Source organism: Streptomyces sp. DG1A-41 (assembly GCF_037055355.1).
Classification (GTDB): Bacteria; Actinomycetota; Actinomycetes; order Streptomycetales; family Streptomycetaceae; genus Streptomyces.
In genome coordinates this window covers 3,864,055-3,889,120 of sequence record NZ_CP146350.1, presented here as the reverse complement: position 1 = coordinate 3,889,120, position 25,066 = coordinate 3,864,055, and the positions used below count along the sequence as shown (strand labels likewise).

Sequence of the window (25,066 nt, the reverse complement as noted above, 5' to 3'; positions counted from 1 at the left end):
CTCAACACCCCTGCATTCAAAGGAGGCATCGGTGTTCGACGAGCGCAAAGAAGCGGAAATGAGGCTGTACTCGGAGGCCCTGGCCCGGGAACTCGCTCTGAAGAAGGAGCGGGCGGAGGCCGAGGAGAACGACACGACTCCTGACCCTGAAACGGCCCCCGCCCAAAACTGAGACTCAGCGTCCCACCGCGAACTCCAGGAATTCGGACCAGGCGCCGTCAGTAAATGCCAGGCGGGCGGCGTCCTTGTTCTTGGAGTCGCGGATGTGGATGGTGGGGTGGTGGGTGGGGCACCCGTCACTGCGCACCGGGCTCCCTGACGCGTTCGGCGTCGCAGTAGTCCTGGTGCCAGTAGGGGTACGGCAGCGGCGGGGCGCTGACCTCGTCGAGCGCGGCGCGCTCCTCGGGGGTGAGCGACCAGGCCGTGGCGGCCAGGTTGTCGGTGAGCTGGCGTTCGTTGCGGGCACCGATGACGACCGATGTGACGCCGCGCCCCTCCAGCGCCCAGCGCAGCGCCACCTGGGCCGGGGTCACCCGCCGCTCCTCGGCGATCTTGCGAAGCACGTCGATGGTGTCGAACGTGCGCTCGGGATCGACCGGCTCGAACCAGCCCACCGCCCGCCGTGTGCCCGGCGGCGGTGTGGCGTCCCGCTCCTGGTGTCCGCTGAGCAGACCGCCGGCCAGCGGGCTCCACACCATGACGCCCACACCCTCGGCCTCGGCCATGGGCAGCAGCTCCCACTCGACCTCGCGGGCGGCCAGGCTGTACTGGATCTGGTGTGAGGCGAACCGCTCCAGACCCAGCCGCTCACTGGCCGCCAGGGCCCGGGTGAGCTGCCAGGACGTCAGGTTCGAGGCGCCCACGTAGCGGACCTTGCCGGAACGCACCAGGTCGTCCAGCGCCCGCAGGGTCTCCTCCCACGGGGTGCGGCCGTCCCAGCCGTGCGTCTGGTACAGGTCGATGTGGTCGGTGCCCAGACGGCGCAGACTGGCCTCGACCGAGCGCACGATGTGGTGCCGGGACAGTCCGCGGTCGTTCGGGCCGCTGCTGCCGTCGGGCATCTGCCAGCGCACCTTCGTCGCGATGATCACGTCGTCGCGCCGGTTGCCGAGGGCCGCGCCGAGGACCTCCTCCGCCTGGCCCGCGGAGTACATGTCGGCGGTGTCGAAGAAGTTGACGCCCGCGTCCATGCTCAGGTGGACGAGCCGCCGGGCCTCGATGGTGGTGAGCTGTCCCATGTGCTGGAAGCCGTGGCGGCCGCCGAACGTCATGGTGCCGAGGCAGATCTCGGAGACCTGGAGGCCGGTGCGGCCCAGATAGCGCATACGCATGGGGATCGGGATCCTCTCGGTCTCAGCGGGCGTCGGCCGTGACCTGCTCGTCGAGCGCCGGGGCGGGGCTCGGGGCGGTCTGCCGGGGCCGCAGGAACGCGATGGCGACCAGGCCCGCGACGAGCAGCGCGCCCGCGGCGGTCAGCAGGCCGTAGCGCACCCCGTCCAGGACCGCGGCGGGACCGCTGCCGCCGGAGGCGTCCATACCGGCCGCGGCGACCGTGGCGAGGACCGGGGTGCCGACGGTGACGCCGAGCTGCTGACCGGTGTAGGCCAGACCCGTGGCCAGGCCCTGCTCGTGGTCCGGCAGGCCCGAGGTCGCGGTGATCATGTAGCCGACGACCGCGAGGAGGTGGCCGAAGCCGCCCGTCGCGGTGGCCACCAGCAGCAGCGGCATGCCGGCGTCGCCGGTGTCGAGGAAGAAGAGCACGGCCGTGCTCGCCGCCTGCAGCAGCAGGCCGTACACCAGCGCCCGGTGGACGCCGATGGCGCCGATGATCCGGGCCGCGAAGGCACCGCCGAGGACGGCCGCGATGCCCAGCGCGGCGAACGTGAACCCGGCGTTCAGCGGCGTCATCCCGCGCACCTGCTGCATGTACAGGGTGAGCAGGAAGACCATGCCGGTCATCATCGCGAAGGTGATCAGGCCGGTGGTGTTGCCCCAGCTGACCGTACGGCGGCGCAGCACGTTCAGGTCGACGAGTGGCGCGGCGACCCGCGACTCGACGGCGAAGAAGGCGATCAGCAGCACCACACCGGCGGCGAGGGCGGACAGGGTGGTGCCGGCGTCCCAGCCGTTGCGCTCGGCCGAGGTGATGCCGTAGATGACCGACAGGAGGCCGCCGGTGACGGTGATCGCGCCGAGGACGTCCAGCCGCGGCGTCTCCTCGCTGCGGCTCTCCTTGATCAGGACCGGGGCGGCGATCGAGGCGACGAGGCCGACCGGGACGCTGATGAAGAGCGTGACGCGCCAGCTGGTCAGGTCGGTGATGACACCACCGAGCACCACGCCGGAGAGGAAACCGAGCGACAGCAGGGCGCCGTTGATGCCGAGCGCGCGGTCGCGCTGCGGGCCCTCCGGGAAGCTGGTCGTCAGCAGGGACATCGCCGCCGGGGTCAGCATGGCGGCCGCGACGCCCTGGGCCGCGCGGGCGGCGAGCAGGAAGCCGGGCGTGGGGGCCAGGCCGCCGGCCAGGGAGGCGACCGTGAACAGGACCATGCCGGCGATGAACCAGTTGCGGCGGCCGTACAGGTCGGCGGCCCGGCCGAAGAGCAGCAGCAGGCCGCCGGACGGCAGGGCGAACGCGGTGACCACCCACTGGAGGTCGCTCAGCGCGAAGCCGAGGTCTTTGCCGAGGACGGGGAGCGCGACGCTGAGGATGGAGAAGTCCAGGGCGAGCATGAACTGCGCGCCGCACAGCAGGGCGATGATGAGCCACTGGCGCGTGGTGAAACGCGCCTTGGCGGGCGAGTTGACGGGATCGGAAGTCATGGGTCGAGGCTCGCAATGCCCAACCCGCCGCGGGGAGCCCGTACTTATCCTGGGTTTATGACCACCAGCCTCAACGCAGTACGGGAATCCCGTCGACGCGAGGAACTCAGGCAGTTCCTGCGCACCCGCCGGGAGCGTCTCCGGCCCGAGGACGTGGGGCTTCCGCCGGGGGCGCGCAGGCGCACACCGGGCCTGCGCCGGGAGGAGGTCGCGATGCTCGCCGGCATCGGCGCCTCCTGGTACACGTGGCTCGAACAGGGCCGGGACATCAAGGTGTCGGAGCAGGTCCTGGACGCCGTCTGCAGGACGCTGCGCCTCGACGCCGTGGAGCGGGACCACCTCTACCAGTTGGTGGGCATGAACCCGCCGCGGCGCACGGCGGACGACTCCCCCGGCACCGCGCAGCTGACGGCCCTGCTGGAGGGCTGGATGCCGAGCCCGGCGTACGTCATCGACCGGTGCTGGAACATCGCGGGGACCAACCGGGCCGCGGAGCTGGTCTTCGGGTTCCGCGAGGGCAACACCAACTGTCTGGTGGCCTTCTTCACCAACCCCGCCTTCCGGGCCCGCCACCGTTATGGGGAGGAGATCGCCCCCGGTCTGGTGTCCGAGTTCCGCCGGGACGCGGCCCGCTACCCCGACGACCCGGAGTTCACCCGGATCTCGGACCGGCTGACCGAGGAGAGCGCGGAGTTCGCCGAGCTGTGGTCGCGTTACGAGATCACGGCGGCCAACCGGGGCGTGAAGGCCATCGACCATCCGCGGGCGGGGTGCCTGATCTTCGAGCACTCGGTGCTGCAGATCCCCGACCGGCCGGGCGTCCGGCTGATGCTGCACACGGCGCAGGCCGGTACGGACACCCGCGAGCGGGTCATGGAACTGCTGGGCCGGGACGCCCGCAAGGGCAGGATCTCGCTGGTCGAGGCCGGTTGAGGAGGACCGCACGAGAACCACTGGAGAACCACAAGAGACCTGTATGGGAAGTCAAGACAGGGCTCGATCCTGTGACAATGCTCTGATACACATGACCACGGAGACCGGTTCCCGTGAGCGGAGGAATACCTACCGTGGTCAGCAAGAGCAAGGTCGTAACTGCCGGTGCCGTCGCCGCGGTGACGCTCGGCGCCGGATTCGTCGTCCAGCCCGTCGCCCAGGCCGAGGTGCCGCCGGTGAGCGCGGTCGTCCTGAGCCAGGGCGTCACCTCGGCGCCCTTCAAGATCAAGGCCGACGGAGACCGCAAGGTGCTCTACCGCAAGGCGGTGGTGCAGCCGGGCGCCTCGACGGGCTGGCACTACCACGTCGGCGAGGAGATCGCCGTCATCAACTCCGGCACCTTCACCCGCATCGAGGGCGCGGACTGCTCGGTGCGGGAGTACGGCCCCGGCGAGTCGCTCGTGGAGCCCGTGGGCCCGGACACCGTGCACATGGGCGTCAACAACGGCACCGAGCCGGTGGAGCTGTACGTCGTCGACATCATCCCCAAGGACGCCACCGCCCCGACCGTGCCCGCCCCGGGCCCGGGCTGCGACACGACCGGCACGGACGCGGCTCGCGGGGGCGAGTGATGCGGCTGCCCCGCCCGCTCGGCATCTCGGGCCCCTCGCTCTGGCTGCCCCCAGGGCGGCAGAGCGCGCAGGAGGCCGTCGGGCTGGCGCTGGTCGACCAGGAGACCGCCGGCGAACTGGGCTGTGACCGGCTGCCGGTGGCCGACCAGGCGCCGCCCGAGATGGCGGTCGAGGCGGGCCGCCGTGCGCTCGAGGCGGCGGGCGTGGACGCCCGTGCCGTGGGCCTCCTGCTGCACGCCTGGATCCACTACCAGGGCCACGACCTGTGGTCGCCCGCGCACTTCATCGCCGACCAGCTGGGCGCCGATGCCGCCGTGCCGGTCGGCGTCCAGCAGGTGTGCAACGGCGGTGCGGCGGCCGTGGAGCTGGCCGCCGCCCGGCTGTTCGTCGAGCCCGGCCTCGGCCACGCCCTGGTGACCACCGCGGACGCCTTCCTCGAGCCGGGCTTCGACCGGTGGAGCGGGGACTACGGCATCGCGTACGGCGACGGGGCCACGGCCCTGGTCCTGCACCATCTGCCGGGCGGCGAGGGCGGCAGGCCGGCCGACCTGGTGCTGCACTCCCTGTCGACGGTGGCCGCGCCCCGGCTGGAGCGGATGCACCGGGGGGACGACCCGTTCACCCCGGCCGCCCGCTCGCTCGGCCCGCGGGTCGACATCCGCCGCACGAAGAAGGCGTACCTCCAGGCGGAGGGCATGGAGACGTTCACCGAGGCGAGCGGCGGTGCGCTGCGAGCGGCGGTGGAGTCCTGCCTGGCGGGCGTGGGCCTCACGGGCACGGGCGACGTCCCGCTGCGTTACGTGGTGGCCCCGCGCCTCGGCCGCAAGACCGTCGACCTCGCCTATGCGCCCCTGCTGACGAAGCTCACCGGCGCGGAGCTGCTGCGCCCCGGAGCCGACACCGGCCACCTCGGCGCCGGCGACACCGCGGCCACCCTGGCGGAACTCCACACCCGCCGACTGCTGGGCCCCGACGACTACGCCCTGGTGGTGAGCGCCGGCGCGGGCTTCACCTGGTCGTGCCTCCTGGTGAGCGGCGGCTGAGGCAGGACACCGCGCGTTGCCCACCGGGCCGGGGCGCTGTCAACGCCGCCTCCCCCGGCGGGTGAACCGGGTTGCGGTCCGGACGGGCCGACTCCAGCGGGCGAGCGAGAAACCGGGCGCCGCACACTCCGACCGCCGGCGAACGCCCCAGGACCGGGCCTGCACACTCCGACCCGGCGAAAGCGCACGGGCCGGGGTCGAAGCCCTTGACCCCGGCGAACCATCAAGGGCCGGGGTCGAAGCCCTTGACCCGGCGAACCACCAAGCACCGGGCCGAACGCCCCGACCTCGACGAACCGCCAAGCACCGGCGGCAGCAGCTGCACCGGCGCCCTCGCGGACAGGTGAACTCCGACACCGGCCGCCCACCCGGCGGATGCCCGGGACGGCTCCGCCCCCGGCGAGCGAAGCGAGGGCTCCCGACTCCCACCCGGCAGGCAAGCCGCCGCCCCTGCACAACACCGCAGCAGCAGCGGGTGAGCGGAGTCCGATACCCCACGATCCCGGGCCACGAGGCGGTGTGCCTCGCGGCCCCGGGTGTCTCCTGTCGGCTCAGCCGGCCGACTGCATGGTCGGCCTGGACAGGTTGTGGACCACGCTCCGTACCGCCCCCCGGTCCTGCTGACGCCCGGCGCACTGGTCGGCCGGTCTGGGCCGCGTGCGGTCCAGGGACGGCTCGCCGCGCAGGATGTCCTGCTCCATCTGGACCAGGAACGGCGAGGGCTCAAGACCCAGTTCCTCCACCAGACGGGCACGCAGCCGTCGCATGACGGCGAGCGACTCCGCCCGCCGCCCGCACCGGTACAGCGCCAGCATCAGGTGCCGGTGGAAGTTCTCGTGCAGCGGGTGGCGGGCGGTGAGCTCGGTGAGCTCCGGCACCAGCCTGTGGTGCGCTCCGCGCTGGAGATCGGCGTAGATCCGGTGCTCCTGCGTGCACAGCAGCGACTCGTCCAGGTGGACGATCCGGGCGCCGAGCAGCTCACCGGCCTCCACGTTGACCAGCGCCGGACCGCGCCACAGCGCCACCGCCTGATGCAGCAGCTCCGACCCCCGCACGAATTCACCGCGCTGGACGGCCGCACTGCCGACCTCCGACAGCAGCTCGTATTCCGTGATGTCGAGGGCGACCCTCGAAGTGGACAGCACATAACTGCTGCCCTCGGTTATGAGGATTTCGTCGGCGACCTCGGCGGCACTCTTCCTGAGCGCTTCCGCGATGGTCCGCCGGACCTGGCCGATATACGTCTGGATCGTCGCCGTGGCGGTGCGCGGCGGATTGCTCCCCCACAACTCCTGCACCAGTGTATTGACCGATACCGCACGATCCGCATTGACAGCCAGTAAGGCGAGAAGCCGACGCGGCTTGGGCGCCAGAACGACCGGTTCCGACTCGTAGTCGAAGACCGTCATCGGGCCGAGGACATGAATCTGCACCATTCCCCCTTATTGGTACATCCATCCCGCCCAGCGACGGAATGGCCGAACCTCTGCCCCTCGGAGCGGCGTCAACCACCTACCCTGAGTGACTAGCCAACCATAGCAGGGATTTGGCTGGAACCCGCCTATAGCATGCACCGGATACAAATGTTTACGCGTCGGAGCAGTGCCTGTTACGTGCCTCACACTTCGCGAAAAAGGGAACCACGGTGAATGCTCCGCAGAGGCATTCACCGTGGTTATCCCGGCCGTGCAGTATTCAAGTTGGTGAGGGCCGCGCGCCCGCCGGATCAGTCCAGAGAACCGAGCAGCGCGATCGCCCGCTCCAGGTACTCCTCGAAGTGGGCCAGCTCTTCTGGCGTGAATTCGGCACTCAATGAGCCCTCGACACGCAAGGCCGCCTTGTCGGCTTTCTTGGCAATGGCGCGGCCTGCCCGGGTCGCCCGGTTGACCACGACCTTCTGATGGAGTTCCGAGGGTTCGCGAAACACCAGGCCGGCCTTTTCCAGGTTGGTCAGGACCGTGGCCATCGTCTGCGGCGTCACCATGCACTCCCGTGCGAGCTGCGCCGCGGACATGCCGTCGGAGACCGACAGCAGCAGCAGGACCGAGTACTGGGGAACCGTCAGGCCGAACTCCCGCAGCACTTCCGTCTTGCGTGCGATGAGGGCCTGTTCCGCCCGCTTGATCGTGTGCCCGAGTCGGCCAGCGGCGACCGTCTCCGTCGTCGTGTTCGCCATGTCAATAGTCTTGCATACGGCAGAGGACGAAGCAGTAGTCGTGCATTGCCTTCGCCAGGCCGGCCTGCGGTCCTTCCCCGGGGCTGTTTCGGTCACCGGGCCTTCCGTCGCCGGACGGCCGGGATCGCGCAGGTCAGCCGTGCGGTGCAGGTGCGCCGGTCCTGCTCGTCGCTGATGACGATCTCGTAGGTGGCGGTGTGCGTGCCCAGGTGCAGCGGCCGGCAGGAGCCGGTGACCTTCCCCGAGCGGGCCGCGGCGTGGTGGGTGCAGGACAGTTCCTGGCCGACGATGATCCGGTGTGCGCCCGCGTGCACCCAGGCGGCGAGCGAGCCGAGCGTCTCGGCGAGCACCGCGTTGGCCCCGCCGTGCAGCAGGCCGATCGGCTGGCGGTTGCCCGCCACCGGCATGGTGCCGACCACGAGATCGGGCTCGCAGTGGGTGATCTCGATGCCGAGCCGCTCCACCAGTTGCTGGTCGACGTAGGGGGGCAGGACCTCGACGGGCCCCAGGGCGGTCTGAGTCATGACCGGCCCCTCAGTGCGCGGAGGCGGGCTCGGGCGATGCCGAGGCCGGGTCGCCGGACGCTTCGGCGGGCGCGTCCCCGGACGGCTTCCCGCCCGAGAGCAGGCTGCCGACGACGACCGCGCTGACCACGCACGCCGCCGCGACGATCCACATGGTGGTGTGCAGACCGGTGGCGTACGCGTCGGCCATCGCGGTCACCGCGCGGTCCCGCACCTCGCCGGCCGGCAGCGACTCGGCGGCCTCGGTCAGACCGCCCTGCAGCGCCCGCGAGGTCAGCGCCTCGGCGCCGCCCGGGTACGCGGACACCGCACCGCTGTCCAGGGCGCTCTTGGTGAGCGCCGTGACGAGGGTGCCCAGTCCGGCCATGGAGACGGCGTCGGAGGCGAGCCGCACCGTGTTGAACATGCCCGCGGCCATGCCCATCCGCTCCGGCTCGACGGCCGAGACCGCCGCGCCGTCCAGGATGCCGAGCGAGATGCCGTACCCGATGCCCAGGAAGAGCAGGGGACCGGCCAGCGCGGCCGTCGGGGCACCCGGCTCCACCATCGTCAGCCAGGCGGCGCCGACGGCGGAGAAGCACAGCAGCACGACGAACAGGGCGCGCTGCGAGACCTTCTGCGCGACCATGCCCGTGACGGCGGGCATCACCAGCGACGGGCCCGTCAGGAGCAGCAGGACCAGGCCGATGCGGACGGCCGACATCCCGCTCGTGGACGTCAGGTACGGCGGCAGCACGATGACGAGCGCCACGAAGCTGAACGCCAGCACCAGCGGCACCAGGCAGACGGCCAGGAACTGCGGGCGGGCGAACAGGCCCAGGTCGAACATCGGGTGCTCGGTGCGGCGTTCCACCGCCACGAAGGCCACCATCAGGACCAGGCAGCCGACGGCCGAGCCGAGCACGATCGGGTCGGTCCAGCCCCGGCCCGGCCCCTCCACCAGGGCGAGCACGAACAGGGCGACGCCGAAACCGAAGGCGAAGGTGCCGGTCCAGTCGAAGCGCGGCCCGCGGTTGGGCTCCGAGCGGGGCAGCAGGGGAGTGCTCAGCAGGACGAGCGCCGAGACCGCGGCCAGCACGAGGAAGACCGAGCGCCAGCCCCACAGGTTGACCAGGACGCCGCCGAACATCGGCCCGAACGCCAGGCCGGCTCCCAGGAACGTGCCGAAGAGGCCGAACGCCTTCGCGCGGGCGGTGCCGTCGAAGGACTGCGCCAGGATCGCGGTGATGGAGGCGAGCGCCGCGCCGCTGCCGAAGCCGGCGATCGCGCGCGAGACGTCGAGCAGCAGGATGCTGTTCGCGAGGCCGGACACGGTCATCCAGAAGGCGAAGAAGGCCATGCCCCAGGTGAACATCCTGCGGTGGCCGACGCGGTCGGCGAGCGAGCCCATGGCCGCGAGGCTGCTGGACGCGGTCAGCATGTAGCCGTCGACCACCCACTGGGCGGCGGCGAGTGAGCTGTGCAGATCGGCGCCGATGTCGGGGACGGCCACGGACGGGCCGGTCACCACCAGGGTCATGAGCGGGCCGACGACGCACGCCGCAGCGAGCGTGGCCCGCGGGTTGCCGGTGGACACGGAGGATCACCTCTGTCTGTTCATTGTCACTTGGGTGTAGTCAGGTATGTGTAAGAACCCTGGCATAGATTAGGGAGCTGAGCATAGGGCCTGTCAATGTCGTATGGCAGAGTTCTGTGTAAAGATGAGGGCCTGTCAATCAACGGACAGGTACGGCACACGGGCGAGTGGGAAAGGCGGTGCGCACGGCGATGCGCAGGATCCAACTGGGCGGCTCACAGCGGACCTTCGCGGCCGTCGGCCTCGGCTGCATGGGCATGTCGTGGGGGTACGACGAACTGGGCCGGGACGAGAACGAGTCCATCGGGGTCATCCGGCATGCCCTGGAGATCGGCGCCGATCTGATCGACACGGCCGACCAGTACGGCCCGTTCACCAACGAACTGCTGGTCGGCAAGGCGCTGCGGGGACACCGCGACAAGGCGCTGCTCGCCACCAAGGGCGGGCTCGTGGTGGACGACCCCGCCACCTACCGCAGCCACCGGGACGGCCGGCCCGAGTATCTGCGCGCCGCCGTCGACGCCAGCCTGAAGCGGCTCGGCGTCGACCATGTGGACCTCTACCAGCTGCACCGCATCGACCCCGAGGTGCCGGTGGAGGAGAGCTGGGGTGCGCTCGTGGAGCTGGTGAAGGAGGGCAAGCTCGGCGCGCTCGGCCTGTCCGAGGCGTCGGTGGAGGAGATCGGCCGGGCACAGGCGGTTCATCCGGTGGCCTCCGTGCAGAGCGAACTGTCCCTGTGGAGCCGCGACGCCCTGACGAGCGGCGTGGTGGAGTACTGCGGCCGTGAGGGCATCGCGTTCATCGCGTTCGCTCCGCTCGGCCGGGGCTTCCTGTCCGGGTTGATCAGCAGCCCGAAGGACCTGCCGGACGTGGACGGGCGGCACCGGATCCCCCGGTTCCAGCCCGAGGCCATCAGCGCCAACCAGGCCATCGTCGACCGGGTCCGGACCGTGGCCGACCGGCTCGGCGCGACGGTGGCCCAGGTCGCGATCGCCTGGGTGCTGGCCCAGGGCGACCACGTCGGCGTCATCCCCGGCACCAAGACTCGCCGCTACCTGGAGGACAACGTGGCGGCCGGTTCCCTGACCCTGACCCCCGAGGACCTGGCGGAACTGGCCGCACTGCCGGAGGCCGTCGGCGCACGCTAGACGCTCCGCGGGAAGCACCGCGACACCCCCGGGCCAACGGCCGAGCCACACCGACGTGCTCCTAAGGCCGACGGCACGCAGAGGGCGGCGCTCCCATGGTCCGGCCGGATGCAGAGGGCGGTGCTCCCATGGTCCGGCCGGATGCAGAGGGCGGTGCTCCCATGGTCCGGCCGGACGCAGAGGGCGGTGCTCCCATGGTCCGGCCGGACGCAGAGGGCGGTGCTCCCATGGTCCGGCCGGATGCAGAGGGCGGTGCTCCCATGGTCCGGCCGGATGCAGAGGGCGGTGCTCCCATGGTCCGGCCGGATGCAGAGGGCGGTGCTCCCATGGTCCGGCCGGATGCAGAGGGCGGCGCTCCCATGGTCCGGCCGCACGCAGGAGCGGCGCCCCTACGGCCCGGCCGGACGCAAAGGGCGGCGCTCCCATGGTCCGGCCGCACGCAGGAGCGGCGCCCCTACGGCCCGGCCGCACGCGGAGACAGCACTTCTGCAGCCCTGCCGCACGCGGAGACAGCACTTCTGCAGCCCTGCCGCACGCGGAGACAGCACTCCTGCAGCCCGGCCGCACGCGAGAGCGGCGCCCCCCCACAGCCCGGCCGTTGCCCGGCGACGGCGGTGTGTCCGCCGCGGCTGTGGGGCGCCGGCCGGGTGCGATCCGGCGTACGCGTCGAAGCGCCAGCCACGCCCCCCGCCCCCGCCTCGCGCCCTCACCGGGCACGGGACGGGAGCGGTCGTGTGTCACACCGGCTGGCGCCGGGTGCCGGTCACGAGGGTCGCCGGGATGACCGGCCAGCCGTGTTCCGCCGCGTGGGCCGTCATCCTCGGGTTGGCTCCGACCACGGCCGGGTGGCCCACCATGCGGAGCATGGTCAGGTCCCCCGGGTCGTCCCCGTAGGCGTGGCAGTCCGCCGGATCCGCGCCGAACTTCTCCAGCGCCTGCCGGACCGCCTCGGCCTTCGCCGGGCCGAACATAGCGTGCCGGATCGCCCCGGTCATGCGCCGGTCCGCGTCCAGCTCCGGCTCGGTGCACAGGACCAGGTCGATCCCGAGGTCGTCGGTGATCGGGTGCAGGGTCGCGGGCCAGGAGCCGGAGATGACGACCGTGTGGTGGCCCGCCTCCTGGTGACGGCGCAGCCGGGTGACGGTCGGCTCGATGAACGGCGGGCCGACTTCGCGCAGTTCGGCGTACCAGTCGCGCGCCTCGGCGACCACGTCGTCCCAGGGAACGCCGGTGTGCAGCTCGTAGAACTTGGACACCACCTCGACGGGGGTGACGCCCATGGACGCCAGCCGCCGCAGCGGCTCCACCAGCCGTTCGTACTCGGCGCCCGCCACGTCCCCCTGCCGCCGCAGCCGGTGGCGCAGCAGCGAGAACGGGGTCTTCATGGCGATGAGTGTCTCGTCGGCGTCGAAGAACGCCACCACGGGACGGGAGTGAGCGGTGGTCAGCGGGGGCAGGGCAGTGGTCATGTCCGGCTCCTGAGGTGGGCCGCTCGGGTGAGCAGATCGGTGGTCTCCTGTGGCCGCCGCGGGTCGAGCCGGGCCAGCAGATGGCCGTCCGGACGGACCACGGCCACGGCCGGTCGCGGACCGAGCGCCACGGACAGGCCCTTGGGGACCGCGCGGGTGAGGTCGAGCACGGGCGTGCCCTCGGGCAGCGCCCGCCGCATCCGGTCGCGGGTGCGCCGCCAGTCCGGCGGCGGGGTCCGCGTACCGGGCCACAGCAGCACGGTGTGCCGGTCCCGGTCGATCGCCGGCCAGCCGCCGCTGCCGGGACGCGGGGGCGTCCCGCCCGGGCCGGTCCCGCCCGAGACCATCACCGGCAGCCGGGGATGGCGGTCACCGCCGTAGCTCACGGCCGTCTGGCCGAGCTGCGGGGCCAGCTTGCGCTGGAACAGACCGGTCCGGTCGGCGGCCATGAACGCCGCGTCCCGGAGGGCGACCTTCGCCGGGGAGTTGACCAGGCCAGCCTTGGTCAGCAGCTCGGTCGAGCGCGCCACGTCGTGGGAGACGGCCCGGCGCTCGGTGTCGTAGGAGTCCAGGATCGACTCCCCGAACTCCCCGCGGATGACGCCCGACAGTTTCCACGCCAGGTTGAACGCGTCCTGCATCCCCGTGTTCATGCCCTGCCCGCCGGCCGGGCTGATCACGTGCGCGGCGTCGCCGGCCAGGAAGCAGCGCTCGCTGCGGAAGCTGGAGGCGATCCGGACGCGCACCCGGAAGGAGCCGCTCCACAGCAGTTCCTCGACCCGGCTGCGGCCGGCCGCCCGGTCGTCGACGAACTGCTGGAACATCTCGCGCGGCGGCGGGTCGTGCTCGTCGTACGCGTCGTGCGGCACGTTCAGGGCGATGCGGTGCACGCCGTCGCCCATCGGGCCGAGGACCATGGCGCCGCTCGGCGCGTAGCAGTAGTGCGACAGGTCCTCGGAGAGGGTGGTGGTCAGCCGGGCGTCGGTGATGGCGAACGACACGTCGACCGGCGGACCGTCGTAGGCGATGCCCAGTTCCTTGCGGACGGTGCTGTGCGCTCCGTCCGCACCGACCAGCCAGCCGGGCTCCAACTCCTCGATCCGGCCGCCGTCGTGCTCCAGCTTGACGACCGGGCCGCCCGGGGTGTTGTCCAGGGCGGTGAGCCGGACGCCCTCCTCCAGGGTGCCGCCGAGCGCGGCGAGCCGCCGGCGCAGCACCTGCTCGGTGTCGTTCTGCGAGAGCGTCAGCGCGAACGGGTACGGCGAGTCCGGCAGCCTGCTCATCCAGGCCGTCGCCAGCCGGCGGCCGCGCGAGTAGAACGCCGTGCCCGCCAGCCGGTGGCCGATTCCCAGCAGGTCGTCGGTCACCCCGATCCGGTCGAGCAGTTCGAGGTTGCGCGGCCAGATCACGTTCGCCCGGGAGTGCGCCGAGTGCCCGCGCCCGGCGTCCACGACGCGGACCGGGATGTCCCGCTGCAGCAGCTCGCAGGCGACGACCAGACCGACCGGGCCCGCCCCGACGACCAGCACGGACGCCCCGGGCCCACGCTTCGTCAGGCCGCCCACATCAGCCCCCCGTTGACCTCGACCACACTGCCGTTGACGTACGAGCTGTCCTGCGAGGCGAGGAACACGGCGGTGGCACCGACCTCCTGGGGACGGCCGAGCCGCCCGGACAGGAGCCGGCCGCGGTAGCTCTCCCAGGCGCGCTCGTTTGCGGCCAGTTCCTTGCCCATGCCCTCGTCGATGTAGCCGGGTGACAGACAGTTGACGGTGATGCCCTTGGGGGCCAGTTCGGCCGCCGAGGTGCGGGTGAACATCTCCACGGCGGCCTTGCTCGCGCTGTAGGCGGACGCGCCGATCGCGGCCCGGCCGGCCACGCAGGACGACACGTTGATGATGCGGCCGCCGACGCCCGTCGCCTCGCGCCGGATGGTCATCGGGCCGATCACCGCGCGCGTGCAGAGGAAGACACCGGTCAGGTTGGTGGCCAGCGTGGTGTTCCAGTCGGCCACCGAGAGCCGGGAGATCTTGCCGTCACGGCTGACCCCCGCGTTGTTGACCAGGATGTCGACGCCCCCGTACGTCTCGACGGCGGTGGCCATCAGCCCCTCCACCGAGGTCTCGTCGGTGACGTCCGTGTGGTGGTAGAGCAGCCGGTCGCCGTGGTCGTCGGCGAGTTCCTTGATGTCGTAGGGGTTGCGTGCGGCGACGACGACCGAGGCGCCCTCGGCGAGGTAGGCCTCGGCGATCGCCCGGCCCAGTCCCCGCGTGCCCCCGGTGATGACGGCCGTCTGTCCGTCGAGCCTCATGGCTCCTCCGATGCTGCGTGTGGTGTGCGTGTGTGGTCGGTGTGCCGGTGCCGGTGCGGAACGCGGCGACAGCGGCTCGGGGGGGGCGTCAGTACCAGGTCAGCAGCGCCGCGCCCGCGGTCATGCCGCCGCCCACCGACGCCAGCAGCACCCGCTCGCCGCGCCGCAGCGGCCGTTCGCGGTGGGTGGCGTGCAGGGTGAGCGGCACGGACGCGGCGACGGTGTTGCCCAGGTGCGGTGCGGTGTACGCGACCCGCGCCGGGTCGATCCCGGCGTCCGCGACGAAGGCCTCCAGGAGCCTGGTGTTCGCCTGGTGGAAGACGAACCGGTCGACGTCGTCCAGGGCCAGACCGCAGTCGTCGAGGGTCACGGCGGTCAGCTTGGCCAGCACCGACAGCGCGTAGTCACGCACCGCGCGGCCGTCCATTCGGAAGAAGTGCTGCCCGGTCTCGCGGGCCTCGGCGTCGAGCGGCGTCCGGGTGCCGCCGGCCTCCACGCCGACGTAGTGGTGGAACTCCCCGTCCGTGACCAGTTGCACCGACCGCAGGCCGTAGCCCTCGGGCACCTCGCCGAGCAGGACGGCGCCCGCGCCGTCGCCGAACAGGCTCACCGTGCGCCGGTCGGACCTGTCCATGATCGTGGAGAACATGTCGGCCCCGACGAGCAGCACGTGCTCGCCGTGCCGGCCGGCCTTCAGCAGGCCCTCGGCGACCGCGAGACCGTAGAGGAAACCGCTGCACACGGCATTGATGTCGAAGGCGGGCAGGGTGGAGAGTCCCAGCTTGTGCTGGAGGATCGCGGCCGTGGACGGCTGCGGCACGTCCGGGGTGCTGGTGGCCACCACCAGCGCGCCGAGCCCCTCGCGCACCTCGTCGGAGACGCCCTGAAGCGCCTCGCGGGCGGCGGGGAGGGCGAGGTCGGACGTGGTGGTGCCCGGCTCGGCGTACCGCCGCTGGAGCACTCCGGTGCGTTCGGTCACCCAGGACTCGGGCATCCCCGTCCAGGCGCTGATCTGCTGGTTGTCGACGATTTTGGCCGGTGTGTAGGAGCCGATCGACAGGACACCGACTGGCATGGTTTCCCTTTCCTGTGCTTTCTCGGGGTGGTGGTCGCGTGCGGCACGGGGCGTCAGTGACCCATGCCGAGCCCACCGCTGACCGGCAGCACGGCGCCGGTGATGTACGAGGCCTCGTCGCCGGCGAGGAACCGCACGGCGGCGGCCACCTCCCCGGCGGTACCGGCCCGGCCGAGCGGCGTCATCGCCAGGTACTGGTCGAGGCGGGCCGGGCGTACCTGGCGCAGCATGTCCGTCTCGACGAGCCCGGGGGCCACGACGTTGACGGTGATGCCGCGGCTGCCGAGCTCCCAGGCGAGCGAGCGGGCCAGCCCGACGAGGCCGGCCTTGGCGGCGGTGTAGTTGGTCTGTCCGGGTGAGCCGGTGAAGGCGACGGCGGACGACACCAGCACCATCCGGCCCCACCGCCCGCCGAGCATGCCCCGGGAGGCGTGCCGGGCCAGGCGGATGACCGACCTCAGGTTGGTGTCGAGCACGGCGTCGACCGCGTCGTCGTCGAGGGTGAGCAGCAGCCCGTCCCGCGTGATCCCGGCGTTCGCCACCAGCACCTCGACGTCGCCCTGCGCGGCCGCGACCTCCTTGAAGGCCCGCTCCACCTGCGCCTCGTCCGTCACATCGCACCGCACCCCGAGCAGCCCCGCCGGGGGCTCACCGGTGCGATAGGTGACCGCCACCCGGTCACCCCGCGCGGCGAGCGCCCGCGCGACGGCCAGCCCGATGCCACGGTTGCCCCCGGTGACGAGCACGGAACGCCCCTCGGCCACCGGGGTACCGGCCAAACCGGACGCACCGCCAACCCGGGGCCCACCCGCACCCTCGACGAAGCCGCCCGAGCCGGGGGTGGCGGGCGATCGGAGGCCCGGCGAAACCGTGCCGGGGGTGCCGGAGGTGCCCGGCGAACGGGGGCTGAGGGCCGAGCCTGAGGTGCCGGGGGATCCGGGGTCGCCCGGCGCACCAGCGGTGCCCGCGGAGCCGGGGGTGCCCGGAGTCCCGGCCGGGCCACGGGTGCCGTGGATGCCCGGAAAGCCAGGGCCGCCCGCCGAGCCGGAAAGGCCCGGCGAACCCACCGTGCCGGCCGAACCGGCGGAGCCAGGTGTGGCCGGGCCCCTGTCCGGTGCTCCCTCCGCGTTCGAGGTCATGCCGGCGTCACCACGATCACCGCGTTCTGGCCGCCGAAGCCGAAGGAGTCGTTCACCGCGGCGCCGATGTCCAGCGGCCGGGCCTCCTTCGCCACGACGTCCACGCCGATGCCCGGGTCGAGGCTGGTCAGGTTGGCAGTCGGCGGGACGAGGCGGCGTTCCACGGCGAGCACCGTGTACACCGCCTCGGCCGCCCCGGCCGCGCCCAGCAGATGCCCGACGACACCCTTGGTGGAGGTGACGGCCGGCTTCTCGCCGAAGACCCGGCGGATGACCCCGGCCTCGGTGATGTCGTTCAGCGGCGTGGACGTGCCGTGGGCGTTGACGTGGTCCACCTCGGAGGGGTCGACAAGGGCGTCGGCGAGGGCCGCCCGGATGGCCCGCTCGGCCCCGCCGCCCGTCGGATCGGGCGCCGAGGCGTGATGGCCGTCGGCGGACGCGCCGAACCCGGAGACCCTGGCCCGGACACGGGCGCCACGCGCCCGCGCGTCCTCGACACGCTCCAGTACCAGCATGGCCGCGCCCTCGCCCGCGACGAACCCGTCCCGGTCGGCGTCGAACGGCCGGGACGCGGACGCCGGGTCGTCGCCCCGCGTGGACAGCGCACCGGCCCGGGCCAGACTCGCCATCGCGGTCCGGGACATGGCCGCCTCGGCACCGCCCGCCAGGACGATGTCGCAGACGCCGGTCCCCAGCAGGGCGCGGGCGTACCCGATAGCCGTGTTGCCGGACGCGCAGGCCGTCGACACCACCTGGTTGGGGCCGAGGGCCTTGAGGTCCATGGCGATGTACCCGGCGGTCATGTTGACCGGGCCCATCACCATCAGCAGCGGCGACACGAACTCCTGGCCGTCGGCCAGGTGCTTGCCGTGCTCCCGCTCGACCGTCGACCAGCCGCCCAGCGACGTGCCGACGACCACGCCGACCCGGGGACCCTCCCAGGTCGCCGGGTCGAGCCCGGCGTCCTCGACGGCCTGTCGGGCGGCCACCACGCCGAAGTGGCTGACCGGGTCCATGCGTACGGCACTGCGCCGCCCGAGCAGCGCACCCGCGTCGAAGCCGGGTACGCGGCAGGCGAAGTCGACGGGCAGACCCGCGAGGTCCGGGTCGGTGGCCGCCGTGGACTCCCCCGCCCAGACCCGCTCCACGTTGGCCTCGACACCCAGCCCGGCCGGGGTGACCAGGCCGACGCCGGTGACCGCCACGTCGAAGCGTTTCGTGCGCCCGTCCGGGCGCTGCGTCACTGACCCGGTCATCATGCCACCGCGGCCTTGGTGTCGATCACGGCGAGGACGTCGCCGAAGGTGTGCTCCGGGGTCAGCGCCGTCTCGTCGATCTGGACGCCGAACTCCTTCTGCACGATGACGCTGAGCTCGATCAGCGCGAGCGAGTCCAGGTCGAGGGTGTCGAAGGTGGCGCTGGTGTTCAGCTCCTCGGGCAGCACGCCGAGCTTCTCTGAGACGAGCTGGAACAGACGGTCCTGGTGTGCGGACATGGCTGTTTCTCCTTGTACGGGTTGTGGATGGTGAGGTGGTACTGGTGAGTACTGGTCAGTGCCTGCCGACCACGACGGCGGTGAAGGTGAATCCGCCGCCGCCGTTGAGCACGAGCGCGTAACTCCCGGGCCTCAGCAGGTCCGTGCGGGCCAGGTCGGCGAGGGAGGCGTTGAGGTCGCCGGCCCCCACATGCCCGGTCGCACGGCCGAGGTCGAGAACCTCCGCCGAGGTGACGTCCGTCAGCGGCGGGAGGTACGCCTCCGCCATCGCCTTGCTCCCCAGCCGGGGGATCACGGCGTAGCGCAACCGCGGGTCGTCGGCGGCGAGTCCGGCACCGGCCAGCGCTTCCTCGACGACGGCACGGATGCGGTCGGCCGCGGTCTTGAGGAAGAAGTCGACGCCGTACGTCTTGATGAACGCCCGCTTGGTACGCCGCACGTCGATCACCGAACTGTGACCCATGGGCGTCGCGTTGAGCTCGTCGTCACCGCGGTGCATGACCTCCAGTTCGGCCGCGACCCGGGTGGCCAGGGAGTGCAGCAGCAGGTCCGGCGCGCGGGAGTGCCCTGCCGCGGCCGGTCCGCCGACCCGGTGGACGAGGACCGCCGTGGCCGCGTCCCCGGCCGCCATGCCGTAGTCGCTGAGCCAGCGGTGCCAGCTCGGCGTCAGGAACCGGTCGGCGGTCGTCACCAGCGCGGGCCCGGCGGCCGGGTCGCCCTGGAGCCGGCTCGCGGCCAGCTCGATGCCGATGGCGCCGCCGTTGCACTGCTGGAGCAGCCCGATCGGTACGGCCTGGTGGGCCCCGAGCCGCCGGGCGATGTAGTGCGGGGCCGACCATGCGTCGTGGCCTTGGTGGTGGACGCTCGCGTGCAGTACCAGGGAGAGGTCGTCGGCCTGGGTGCCGGAGACGTCCAGTGCCCGGGTCGCGGCCTCGACGGCCATGTCGGGCGGTGCCGTGTCCTCGCTGACCGGCAGGGCCGTGTAGCCGAGTTCGCGGGCGGTGCGGGCGTCGATGTCACCGGCGGCCACGGCTTCCTCGGCCGTCTGGCGGTGCTCCGGGTACCAGGCGGTCGCCGTCAGCCCGAGCGGTGAGTCCAGTCGCACGGGCCGTCACCTGCCGTCCGTGTCCGGAGCCGGTGACCCGGCGAGGTCGGCGACCGCGATCTCGGCCGTGCAGACCGACACCCCGTCCTGACGGAAGTCGACGGTGCGGCGCGCGTCGCCCGAGGGCGTGACGGTGACCGTGACCGGGCTGTCCAGTTCCACGAAGCGGTGGAACGTGGCGCCGAAGGCGCGGGCGTACCGCCGCTCGGCGGGCGCCCCGGCGGTGAGGACCGCGGCCTGGCGGGCCGCCTCCATGAGCGCCATCGCGGGCACATGGTCCAAGGGGTGGTCGTACATGGCCGGGTGCCGCACCGGGACGTCGAGCGTGGCTCGCAGAGCGATCCCGCCGCCCGGGCGTTCCAGGTCCGTGAGCACCACGTTCCCGGCCCGCTCGCGGCCGACCAGAGCGGGCTCGACGGGTGTGCCCACGCGGGTGTGCGGCATGTCGGACGAGGACGGTGGAACGTTTCCCCTGCTCTTCTCCCGGTGCGCCGTGTAGCCGTCCCGGCTGAGGTATCCGGCCACGACGGCGCTCGTCCCGGCCCGCCGTCCGCCGACGACGAACACGCACTCCAGCGTGGCGGCCAGCAGCCTGGTGCCGCGCCGCTTGAGGTCACGCGCGGCCACCTCGATCACGAGCTCGTCCGGGGCGTCACCCCGGGCCCGCAGTGCGGCCAGGTCCGTGAACTCGGTGGTCCAGTCGCTGATCAGGAAGGACGTGTCATAGGCGACGCCCAGCCACTGGTGCGCCACGACGGTGACCGCCTGGCGGGCGGCCTCCAGCAGGAACAGCGGGTCGAGCAGCGCGGGCCGCTGCGTGTGGTCGTTGTAGTAGCTGTGCGCGCGTGGCGCCTGGACGGCCACGGCGAACGTGTCGTCGCCGAGCCGCACCGCGTCCGTGACGAAGACCTCCATGACGGCCCGGCGGTGCACCAGGACGCGGTCCATCGAACGCTGGTAGGCGAGTTCGGCCGCGGCCGGAGCGGCTTCCGGCCGCTCCTGCTCAGCAATGGTCATGCCCCGTTCCGTTCGTCCGTGGGTCTGCTTCGGCGGCACCCCGAGGGGCGCGGAATCAGCCTCACAGCCGCCTCTGTGGGTTCGGCTGCGAACGGCGAGGGGCCCGACGGGCGGCTTGCGGGCGGCTCGGTGGAGAGCCGCTCAAGACTGGCTGGAGACGTGGCACAGACGCCCCGGCACGCGAAAGGGCCGTCCCCACCGGGGACGGCCCTGTTACCCGTACCGCTGCTCCGTGTGCGCTCCCGTGCCGGATCAGTCCGGTGCGACCGCCAGGACGACCTTGCCGCGCACATGGCCGGTCTGCACGAGTTCATGGGCGCGGGCGGCGTCGGCCAGCGGGAACTCCGCGCTGACGTGGACCCGCACCGCGCCCCGGTCCGCCATCTCCACCAGCTCGGCCAGGTCGGCCGGATCGGGGCGTACGAACACGTAGCGCCCGCCCAGCCGCGTCACGTCACCGGAGATGGACGCGAGCCGCCCGCCCGGCCGCAACAGGGCCGGGGAACCGAACAGGGTGTCACCGCCCATGAGGTCGAAGACGGCGTCGACGCCCTCCGGGGCCAGGGCACGCACCCGGTCGGCGAGCCCGGGGCCGTAGACCACCGGCTCGGCGCCGAGCGAGCGCAGGAACTCGTGGTTGCGCTCGCTCGCCGTGCCGATGACGCGCGCGCCGAGGGCCCGGCCGATCTGGACGGCGAGCGAGCCGACCCCGCCGGCCGCCGCGTGGACGAGCAGCACGTCACCGGCGGCGATCCGCAGATGGCGGCGCAGCGCCTGGTAGGCGGTGAGACCGGCGGCGGGAAGGCCGGCCGCGGCCCGCCAGTCGAGAGCGCGCGGCTTTCGCGCCAGGGTCCGCACGGGCGCGGCCACCAGTTCGCCGTACGTGCCGCGCTGCATGTGGTCCGCGCGGACGTAGCCGACGACCTCGTCCCCCGGGAGAACTCGGTGACCCCGAGGCCGGTGCGCTCGACGACCCCGGACAGGTCGCAGCCCATCACCATGGGGAAGTGCGACTCGAACCAGTCGTCGATGTAGCCCTCCCGGATCTTCCAGTCCGCCGGGTTCACACCCGCGTACTTCACGCGCACGAGCACGACGTCCGGTCCGAGACGCGGTTCGGGGAGGTCCACCAGCTCCAGGACCTCCGGACCTCCGTAGCGCTGAACGGCGATGGCCTTCACGTACAAACCCCCTGCTGGAACGACGACGGCACGCGCGACCGGGCGATGCCACTCGCACTATAGGTCAGACGTGAGGCAGAGTTCTGCTACACAATCGGCAATTGACATATGCCCGAGAACTCCGTCAGAGTCGCGGTCATGCTCGTACTGTCCGCCACCACCGGCAAGTTCGGCACGAACGTCCATCTCGTCGCCGCGGGCCCGGGACATCCCTGCCTCATCGTCGACCCAGGGCACGGCGCCGCCGAAGCGGTTCTCGAAGCCGTCCGCGCCCACCGTCTGGAGCCCGAGGCCATCCTCATCACGCACGGCCACATGGACCACACCTGGGACGCGGTGCCGCTCGCCCGGCACTACGGCGTCCCGGCCTGGATCCACCCCGCCGACCGTTACCAGTTCGGCGCCCCGGCCAAGGGTCTGCCGGACTCCTTCCCCCGAGAACTGCTCGTCGGCCATCCCGACCAGGAACCCGACGAGGTGAGCGAACTCCCGGAATCGGGCGGGGAGCTGGCCTTCGCCGCGGCCGAGGTGACGGTGCTGCACACGCCCGGCCACACCGGCGGCTCCGTCATGTTCCGCTTCGGCGGCGACGACGTCCCGCTGCTGGCCACCGGGGACACCCTGCTCGCCGCCGGCCCGGGGCGCGCGGACGCCCCCGGTGCCAGCCCGGCCGGCCTGCGGGCCTCCCTCGGCATGATCGCGGCCACCTGCCCGGACGACACGCGACTGCTCACCGGGCACGGCCCCACCACCACCCTCAGCGAGACGGGAATCCGATGACGAACCCCTCCGAGACCCCGACGAACCCCTCCGACACCGCCGCCACGACCTCCGGGAGCGTTATGCGTACCGTCCGTTTCGAGTCCTTCGGCGGCCCCTCCGTCCTGGACGTCGCCGAGATCGCCGTGCCCGAGCCCCAGCCGGGGCAGCTCACGATCGACGTCGAGTACGCGGGCGTGAACTTCGCCGAAGTGATGTTCCGGCGCGGCCAGTTCCCGGTCGACCTGCCGCACTGCCCCGGCCTGGAGGCGGTCGGCAGCGTACGCGCCGTGGGCGACGGCGTCACCGGCTTCGGGCCCGGCGACCGCGTGGCCGCCCTCACCCTGGGCGGCGGCGGCAACGCCGAGGTCGTCGCCGTCGGCGCGGAACACGTCGTACGGCTGGACGGCGACCTCGCCGCACTGGACGGCGCCGTGGCGGCGGGCGCCCTGTGCAACGTCACCACCGCACTCGGCGTGCTCACCTCGGCCGGACATCTCGCGCGGGGCGAGACGGTGGTCGTCCTCGCCGCCGCGGGCGGAGTCGGCACGGCCGCCGCCCAGCTGGCCCGGTCGCTGGGCGCGGGCAGCGTGATCGGCGTGACGAGCTCTCCGGTGAAGGTCGAGTACGCCCGCGGCTTCGGCTACGACAGCGTGGTGTCGTACGACAGGATCGAGCGGGAAGTGGCCGAGAGGACCGGCGGAGCGGGCGCCAACCTGGTCCTGGACTCCGTCGGCGGCGCGTTCCGCTCGTCCGTGACCGGCCTGCTGGCGGCGTTCGGACGCCATGTGATCTTCGGCAACGCGGCGGCCGAGGACGTCACCTTCGAGGGCAACCACCCCTGGTACACCAACAGTTCGCTCGTCGGCTACAACCTCGGCGGCGTCGCGGGCCGAGCCCCGCAGCTGCTCCGCGCCCACCTGGAGCAGGCGTTGACGGAGGTCGCCAAGGGCACCGTCCGCGTGGACGTGAAGGTACTGCCGCTGAAGGACGTGGCCCACGCCCACGAGCTGCTGGAGACACGCGCGTCCACGGGGAAGTACGTCCTGGATGTCCGGTCCTGACATGCGCGAGTCGGAGTCCGGACTGCCCATCGAGCCGGTCTACGGGCCGGAGGTCCTTCAGGGCTGGGATGCGGCGGAGAAGCTGGGGGAGCCGGGGAGGTTTCCGTTCACCCGGGGTGTGTATCCGTCGATGTACACGGGCCGGCCGTGGACGATGCGCCAGTACGCCGGTTTCGGCACGGCCAGGGAGTCCAACGCGCGGTACCGGCAGTTGATCGCCAACGGCACGACGGGCCTGTCGGTCGCCTTCGACCTGCCCACCCAGATGGGCCACGACTCCGACGCCCCGCTCGCCCACGGCGAGGTCGGCAAGGTGGGCGTCGCCGTCGACTCCGTCGACGACATGCGGGTGCTGTTCGACGGGATCCCGCTGGACCAGGTCTCCACGTCGATGACGATCAACGCCCCGGCCGCTGTGCTGCTGCTCCTGTACCAACTCGTCGCCGAGGAGCAGGGGGTGCCCGCGGAGCGGTTGACGGGCACGATCCAGAACGACGTGCTGAAGGAGTACATCGCGCGCGGGACGTACATCTTCCCGCCGAAGCCGTCGCTGCGGCTGACCGCCGACATCTTCAAGTACTGCCGGGCCGAGATCCCGAAGTGGAACACGATCTCGATCTCCGGCTACCACATGGCCGAGGCGGGAGCCTCCCCGGCGCAGGAGATCGCGTTCACCCTCGCCGACGGCATCGAGTACGTCCGCACGGCGGTCGAGGCCGGCATGGACGTCGACGACTTCGCGCCCCGCCTGTCCTTCTTCTTCGTCGCCCGTACGACGCTTCTGGAGGAGGTGGCCAAGTTCCGTGCAGCGCGCCGGATCTGGGCGCGGGTGATGAGGGAGGAGTTCGGCGCGGAGAACCCCAAGTCGCTGATGCTGCGCTTCCACACGCAGACGGCGGGCGTCCAGCTGACGGCCCAGCAGCCGGAGGTGAACCTGGTCCGCGTCTCGGTCCAGGCCCTGGCGGCGGTCCTGGGCGGCACCCAGTCCCTGCACACCAACTCCTTCGACGAGGCCATCGCCCTGCCCACGGACAAGTCCGCCCGCCTGGCACTGCGCACCCAGCAGGTCCTGGCCCACGAGACGGACGTGACCGCCACGGTGGATCCGTTCGCGGGCTCGTACGTCATCGAGGAGATGACCGACGACGTGGAGGCGGCGGTGCTGGGGCTGATGGCGAAGGTGGAGGAACTGGGCGGCGCGGTCGGCGCCATCGAGCGCGGCTTCCAGAAGAACGAGATCGAGCACAACGCCTACCGCATCGCCCAGGAGACCGACTCCGGCGAACGTGTCGTGGTCGGCGTCAACCGCTTCCAGCTCGACGAGGAAGAGCCCTACGAACCCCTGCGCGTCGACCCCGCCATCGAAGCCGAGCAAGCCGAACGCCTGGCCGGACTACGCGCCGCGCGCGACCAGCATGCGGTCGACGCGGCCCTCGCAGCCCTGCGGAAGGCCGCCCAGGGAGACGACAACCTCCTCTACCCGATGAAGGACGCCCTGCGCGCCCGCGCCACCGTCGGCGAGGTCTGCGACGCGCTGCGCGACGTGTGGGGCACGTACGTCCCCGTCACATGAGGACTCGCACCCGACAGGGGGAC

At 72.1% G+C, this 25,066-nt stretch carries 24 protein-coding genes and 1 pseudogene; 8 read left to right on the top strand and 17 right to left on the bottom strand.

Annotated elements, in window-relative coordinates:
- Positions 1-31 precede the first annotated feature (31 nt).
- Positions 32-172, top strand: a complete 141-nt coding sequence (locus tag V8690_RS17915) for a hypothetical protein (RefSeq protein WP_338780076.1) — start codon at positions 32-34, stop codon at positions 170-172.
- Positions 173-175: 3 nt separating this feature from the next.
- Here V8690_RS17915 and V8690_RS17910 read toward each other — a convergent pair whose 3' ends face one another.
- Genes V8690_RS17910 through V8690_RS17900 form a run of 3 tightly spaced genes read right to left on the bottom strand, consistent with a single transcriptional unit; the run spans position 176 to position 2,823 of the window.
- Complete coding sequence (locus V8690_RS17910) at positions 176-307, bottom strand: DUF397 domain-containing protein (RefSeq protein ID WP_338780074.1); 132 nt, start codon at positions 305-307, stop codon at positions 176-178.
- Complete coding sequence (locus tag V8690_RS17905; protein WP_338780073.1) at positions 297-1,331, bottom strand: aldo/keto reductase; 1,035 nt, start codon at positions 1,329-1,331, stop codon at positions 297-299. The genes V8690_RS17910 and V8690_RS17905 overlap by 11 nt, the downstream gene beginning before the upstream one ends.
- A 22-nt stretch (positions 1,332-1,353) precedes the next feature.
- A complete protein-coding gene (locus tag V8690_RS17900; RefSeq protein ID WP_338780071.1) occupies positions 1,354-2,823 on the bottom strand; it encodes an MFS transporter in 1,470 nt (489 codons plus the stop codon).
- Between the two features lie 57 nt (positions 2,824-2,880).
- On the opposite strand from V8690_RS17900, the gene V8690_RS17895 reads away from it, so the two are divergent.
- The 3 genes from V8690_RS17895 to V8690_RS17885 all read left to right on the top strand — a co-directional run bounded on the left by V8690_RS17895 (position 2,881) and on the right by V8690_RS17885 (position 5,431).
- Positions 2,881-3,756 carry a helix-turn-helix transcriptional regulator gene (locus V8690_RS17895; protein WP_338780070.1) on the top strand — a complete coding sequence of 292 codons (876 nt, stop codon included), beginning with the start codon at positions 2,881-2,883 and terminating at the stop codon, positions 3,754-3,756.
- Between the two features lie 134 nt (positions 3,757-3,890).
- Positions 3,891-4,388, top strand: coding sequence for a cupin domain-containing protein (locus V8690_RS17890; RefSeq protein WP_338780069.1), 498 nt, complete (start codon positions 3,891-3,893; stop codon positions 4,386-4,388).
- On the top strand, positions 4,388-5,431 hold the full coding sequence (locus V8690_RS17885) for a 3-oxoacyl-[acyl-carrier-protein] synthase III C-terminal domain-containing protein (RefSeq protein WP_338780067.1): 1,044 nt from the start codon (positions 4,388-4,390) through the stop codon (positions 5,429-5,431). The genes V8690_RS17890 and V8690_RS17885 overlap by 1 nt, the downstream gene beginning before the upstream one ends.
- 551 nt (positions 5,432-5,982) lie before the next feature.
- Here the strand turns inward: V8690_RS17885 and V8690_RS17880 are convergent.
- The 4 genes from V8690_RS17880 to V8690_RS17865 form a co-directional block, all read right to left on the bottom strand.
- A complete protein-coding gene (locus V8690_RS17880; RefSeq protein WP_338780065.1) occupies positions 5,983-6,867 on the bottom strand; it encodes an AfsR/SARP family transcriptional regulator in 885 nt (294 codons plus the stop codon).
- A gap of 290 nt (positions 6,868-7,157) precedes the next feature.
- Positions 7,158-7,607 carry a MarR family transcriptional regulator gene (locus V8690_RS17875; protein WP_338780061.1) on the bottom strand — a complete coding sequence of 150 codons (450 nt, stop codon included), beginning with the start codon at positions 7,605-7,607 and terminating at the stop codon, positions 7,158-7,160.
- 92 nt (positions 7,608-7,699) lie between these two features.
- Complete coding sequence (locus tag V8690_RS17870; RefSeq protein ID WP_338780059.1) at positions 7,700-8,131, bottom strand: hotdog fold thioesterase; 432 nt, start codon at positions 8,129-8,131, stop codon at positions 7,700-7,702.
- Between the two features lie 10 nt (positions 8,132-8,141).
- Positions 8,142-9,707: an MFS transporter gene (locus V8690_RS17865; RefSeq protein WP_338780057.1), complete on the bottom strand. Its 1,566-nt coding sequence runs from the start codon at positions 9,705-9,707 to the stop codon at positions 8,142-8,144.
- Positions 9,708-9,898: 191 nt separating this feature from the next.
- On the opposite strand from V8690_RS17865, the gene V8690_RS17860 reads away from it, so the two are divergent.
- Positions 9,899-10,855, top strand: coding sequence for an aldo/keto reductase (locus V8690_RS17860; RefSeq protein ID WP_338780055.1), 957 nt, complete (start codon positions 9,899-9,901; stop codon positions 10,853-10,855).
- 737 nt (positions 10,856-11,592) lie between these two features.
- On the opposite strand, the gene V8690_RS17855 is transcribed toward V8690_RS17860, so the two are convergent.
- The 10 genes and pseudogenes from V8690_RS17855 to V8690_RS17810 form a co-directional block, all read right to left on the bottom strand.
- Positions 11,593-12,324, bottom strand: a complete 732-nt coding sequence (locus V8690_RS17855; RefSeq protein WP_338780053.1) for an HAD-IB family hydrolase — start codon at positions 12,322-12,324, stop codon at positions 11,593-11,595.
- On the bottom strand, positions 12,321-13,889 hold the full coding sequence (locus V8690_RS17850; RefSeq protein ID WP_338780051.1) for an FAD-dependent monooxygenase: 1,569 nt from the start codon (positions 13,887-13,889) through the stop codon (positions 12,321-12,323). Before V8690_RS17850 ends, V8690_RS17855 begins: the two co-directional genes overlap by 4 nt.
- On the bottom strand, positions 13,877-14,635 hold the full coding sequence (locus V8690_RS17845; RefSeq protein WP_338780049.1) for an SDR family oxidoreductase: 759 nt from the start codon (positions 14,633-14,635) through the stop codon (positions 13,877-13,879). Before V8690_RS17845 ends, V8690_RS17850 begins: the two co-directional genes overlap by 13 nt.
- Positions 14,636-14,723: 88 nt before the next feature.
- Positions 14,724-15,710: a ketoacyl-ACP synthase III gene (locus V8690_RS17840; protein ID WP_338780047.1), complete on the bottom strand. Its 987-nt coding sequence runs from the start codon at positions 15,708-15,710 to the stop codon at positions 14,724-14,726.
- A gap of 53 nt (positions 15,711-15,763) precedes the next feature.
- A complete protein-coding gene (locus V8690_RS17835) occupies positions 15,764-16,474 on the bottom strand; it encodes an SDR family oxidoreductase (protein WP_338785390.1) in 711 nt (236 codons plus the stop codon).
- Positions 16,475-16,845: 371 nt separating this feature from the next.
- On the bottom strand, positions 16,846-18,093 hold the full coding sequence (locus V8690_RS17830; protein ID WP_338780045.1) for a beta-ketoacyl-[acyl-carrier-protein] synthase family protein: 1,248 nt from the start codon (positions 18,091-18,093) through the stop codon (positions 16,846-16,848).
- Between the two features lie 11 nt (positions 18,094-18,104).
- Positions 18,105-18,344 (bottom strand): acyl carrier protein, encoded by a 240-nt coding sequence (locus V8690_RS17825; protein ID WP_338780043.1) that lies wholly within the window; start codon positions 18,342-18,344, stop codon positions 18,105-18,107.
- Positions 18,345-18,399: 55 nt separating this feature from the next.
- Positions 18,400-19,449 carry a 3-oxoacyl-ACP synthase gene (locus V8690_RS17820; RefSeq protein ID WP_338780041.1) on the bottom strand — a complete coding sequence of 350 codons (1,050 nt, stop codon included), beginning with the start codon at positions 19,447-19,449 and terminating at the stop codon, positions 18,400-18,402.
- A gap of 6 nt (positions 19,450-19,455) precedes the next feature.
- Entirely contained in the window at positions 19,456-20,466 is a 1,011-nt protein-coding gene (locus V8690_RS17815; RefSeq protein ID WP_338780039.1) for a ScbA/BarX family gamma-butyrolactone biosynthesis protein, read from the bottom strand.
- A 252-nt stretch (positions 20,467-20,718) separates the two neighbouring features.
- Positions 20,719-21,647, bottom strand: a pseudogene (locus V8690_RS17810) (NADP-dependent oxidoreductase).
- A 138-nt stretch (positions 21,648-21,785) separates the two neighbouring features.
- On the opposite strand from V8690_RS17810, the gene V8690_RS17805 reads away from it, so the two are divergent.
- Genes V8690_RS17805 through V8690_RS17795 form a run of 3 tightly spaced genes read left to right on the top strand, consistent with a single transcriptional unit; the run spans position 21,786 to position 25,043 of the window.
- Positions 21,786-22,427: an MBL fold metallo-hydrolase gene (locus V8690_RS17805; RefSeq protein WP_338780037.1), complete on the top strand. Its 642-nt coding sequence runs from the start codon at positions 21,786-21,788 to the stop codon at positions 22,425-22,427.
- The gene (locus V8690_RS17800; protein ID WP_338780035.1) at positions 22,424-23,470 is read left to right on the top strand and encodes a zinc-binding dehydrogenase; all 1,047 of its coding nucleotides are present in this window, start codon (positions 22,424-22,426) and stop codon (positions 23,468-23,470) included. Before V8690_RS17805 ends, V8690_RS17800 begins: the two co-directional genes overlap by 4 nt.
- A gap of 1 nt (position 23,471) precedes the next feature.
- The gene (locus tag V8690_RS17795; protein WP_338780033.1) at positions 23,472-25,043 is read left to right on the top strand and encodes a methylmalonyl-CoA mutase family protein; all 1,572 of its coding nucleotides are present in this window, start codon (positions 23,472-23,474) and stop codon (positions 25,041-25,043) included.
- Positions 25,044-25,066 lie beyond the last annotated feature (23 nt).

Coding starts and splice junctions, on each gene's coding strand:
- V8690_RS17800 (WP_338780035.1), top strand. CDS start 22,424: ATGACGAACCCCTCCGAGACCCCGACGAACCCCTCCGACACCGCCGCC.
- V8690_RS17860 (WP_338780055.1), top strand. CDS start 9,899: ATGCGCAGGATCCAACTGGGCGGCTCACAGCGGACCTTCGCGGCCGTC.
- V8690_RS17825 (WP_338780043.1), bottom strand. CDS start 18,344: ATGTCCGCACACCAGGACCGTCTGTTCCAGCTCGTCTCAGAGAAGCTC.
- V8690_RS17875 (WP_338780061.1), bottom strand. CDS start 7,607: ATGGCGAACACGACGACGGAGACGGTCGCCGCTGGCCGACTCGGGCAC.
- V8690_RS17845 (WP_338780049.1), bottom strand. CDS start 14,635: ATGAGGCTCGACGGACAGACGGCCGTCATCACCGGGGGCACGCGGGGA.
- V8690_RS17815 (WP_338780039.1), bottom strand. CDS start 20,466: ATGACCATTGCTGAGCAGGAGCGGCCGGAAGCCGCTCCGGCCGCGGCC.
- V8690_RS17855 (WP_338780053.1), bottom strand. CDS start 12,324: ATGACCACTGCCCTGCCCCCGCTGACCACCGCTCACTCCCGTCCCGTG.
- V8690_RS17885 (WP_338780067.1), top strand. CDS start 4,388: ATGCGGCTGCCCCGCCCGCTCGGCATCTCGGGCCCCTCGCTCTGGCTG.
- V8690_RS17795 (WP_338780033.1), top strand. CDS start 23,472: ATGCGCGAGTCGGAGTCCGGACTGCCCATCGAGCCGGTCTACGGGCCG.
- V8690_RS17895 (WP_338780070.1), top strand. CDS start 2,881: ATGACCACCAGCCTCAACGCAGTACGGGAATCCCGTCGACGCGAGGAA.
- V8690_RS17805 (WP_338780037.1), top strand. CDS start 21,786: ATGCTCGTACTGTCCGCCACCACCGGCAAGTTCGGCACGAACGTCCAT.
- V8690_RS17900 (WP_338780071.1), bottom strand. CDS start 2,823: ATGACTTCCGATCCCGTCAACTCGCCCGCCAAGGCGCGTTTCACCACG.
- V8690_RS17905 (WP_338780073.1), bottom strand. CDS start 1,331: ATGCGTATGCGCTATCTGGGCCGCACCGGCCTCCAGGTCTCCGAGATC.
- V8690_RS17870 (WP_338780059.1), bottom strand. CDS start 8,131: ATGACTCAGACCGCCCTGGGGCCCGTCGAGGTCCTGCCCCCCTACGTC.
- V8690_RS17880 (WP_338780065.1), bottom strand. CDS start 6,867: ATGGTGCAGATTCATGTCCTCGGCCCGATGACGGTCTTCGACTACGAG.
- V8690_RS17840 (WP_338780047.1), bottom strand. CDS start 15,710: ATGCCAGTCGGTGTCCTGTCGATCGGCTCCTACACACCGGCCAAAATC.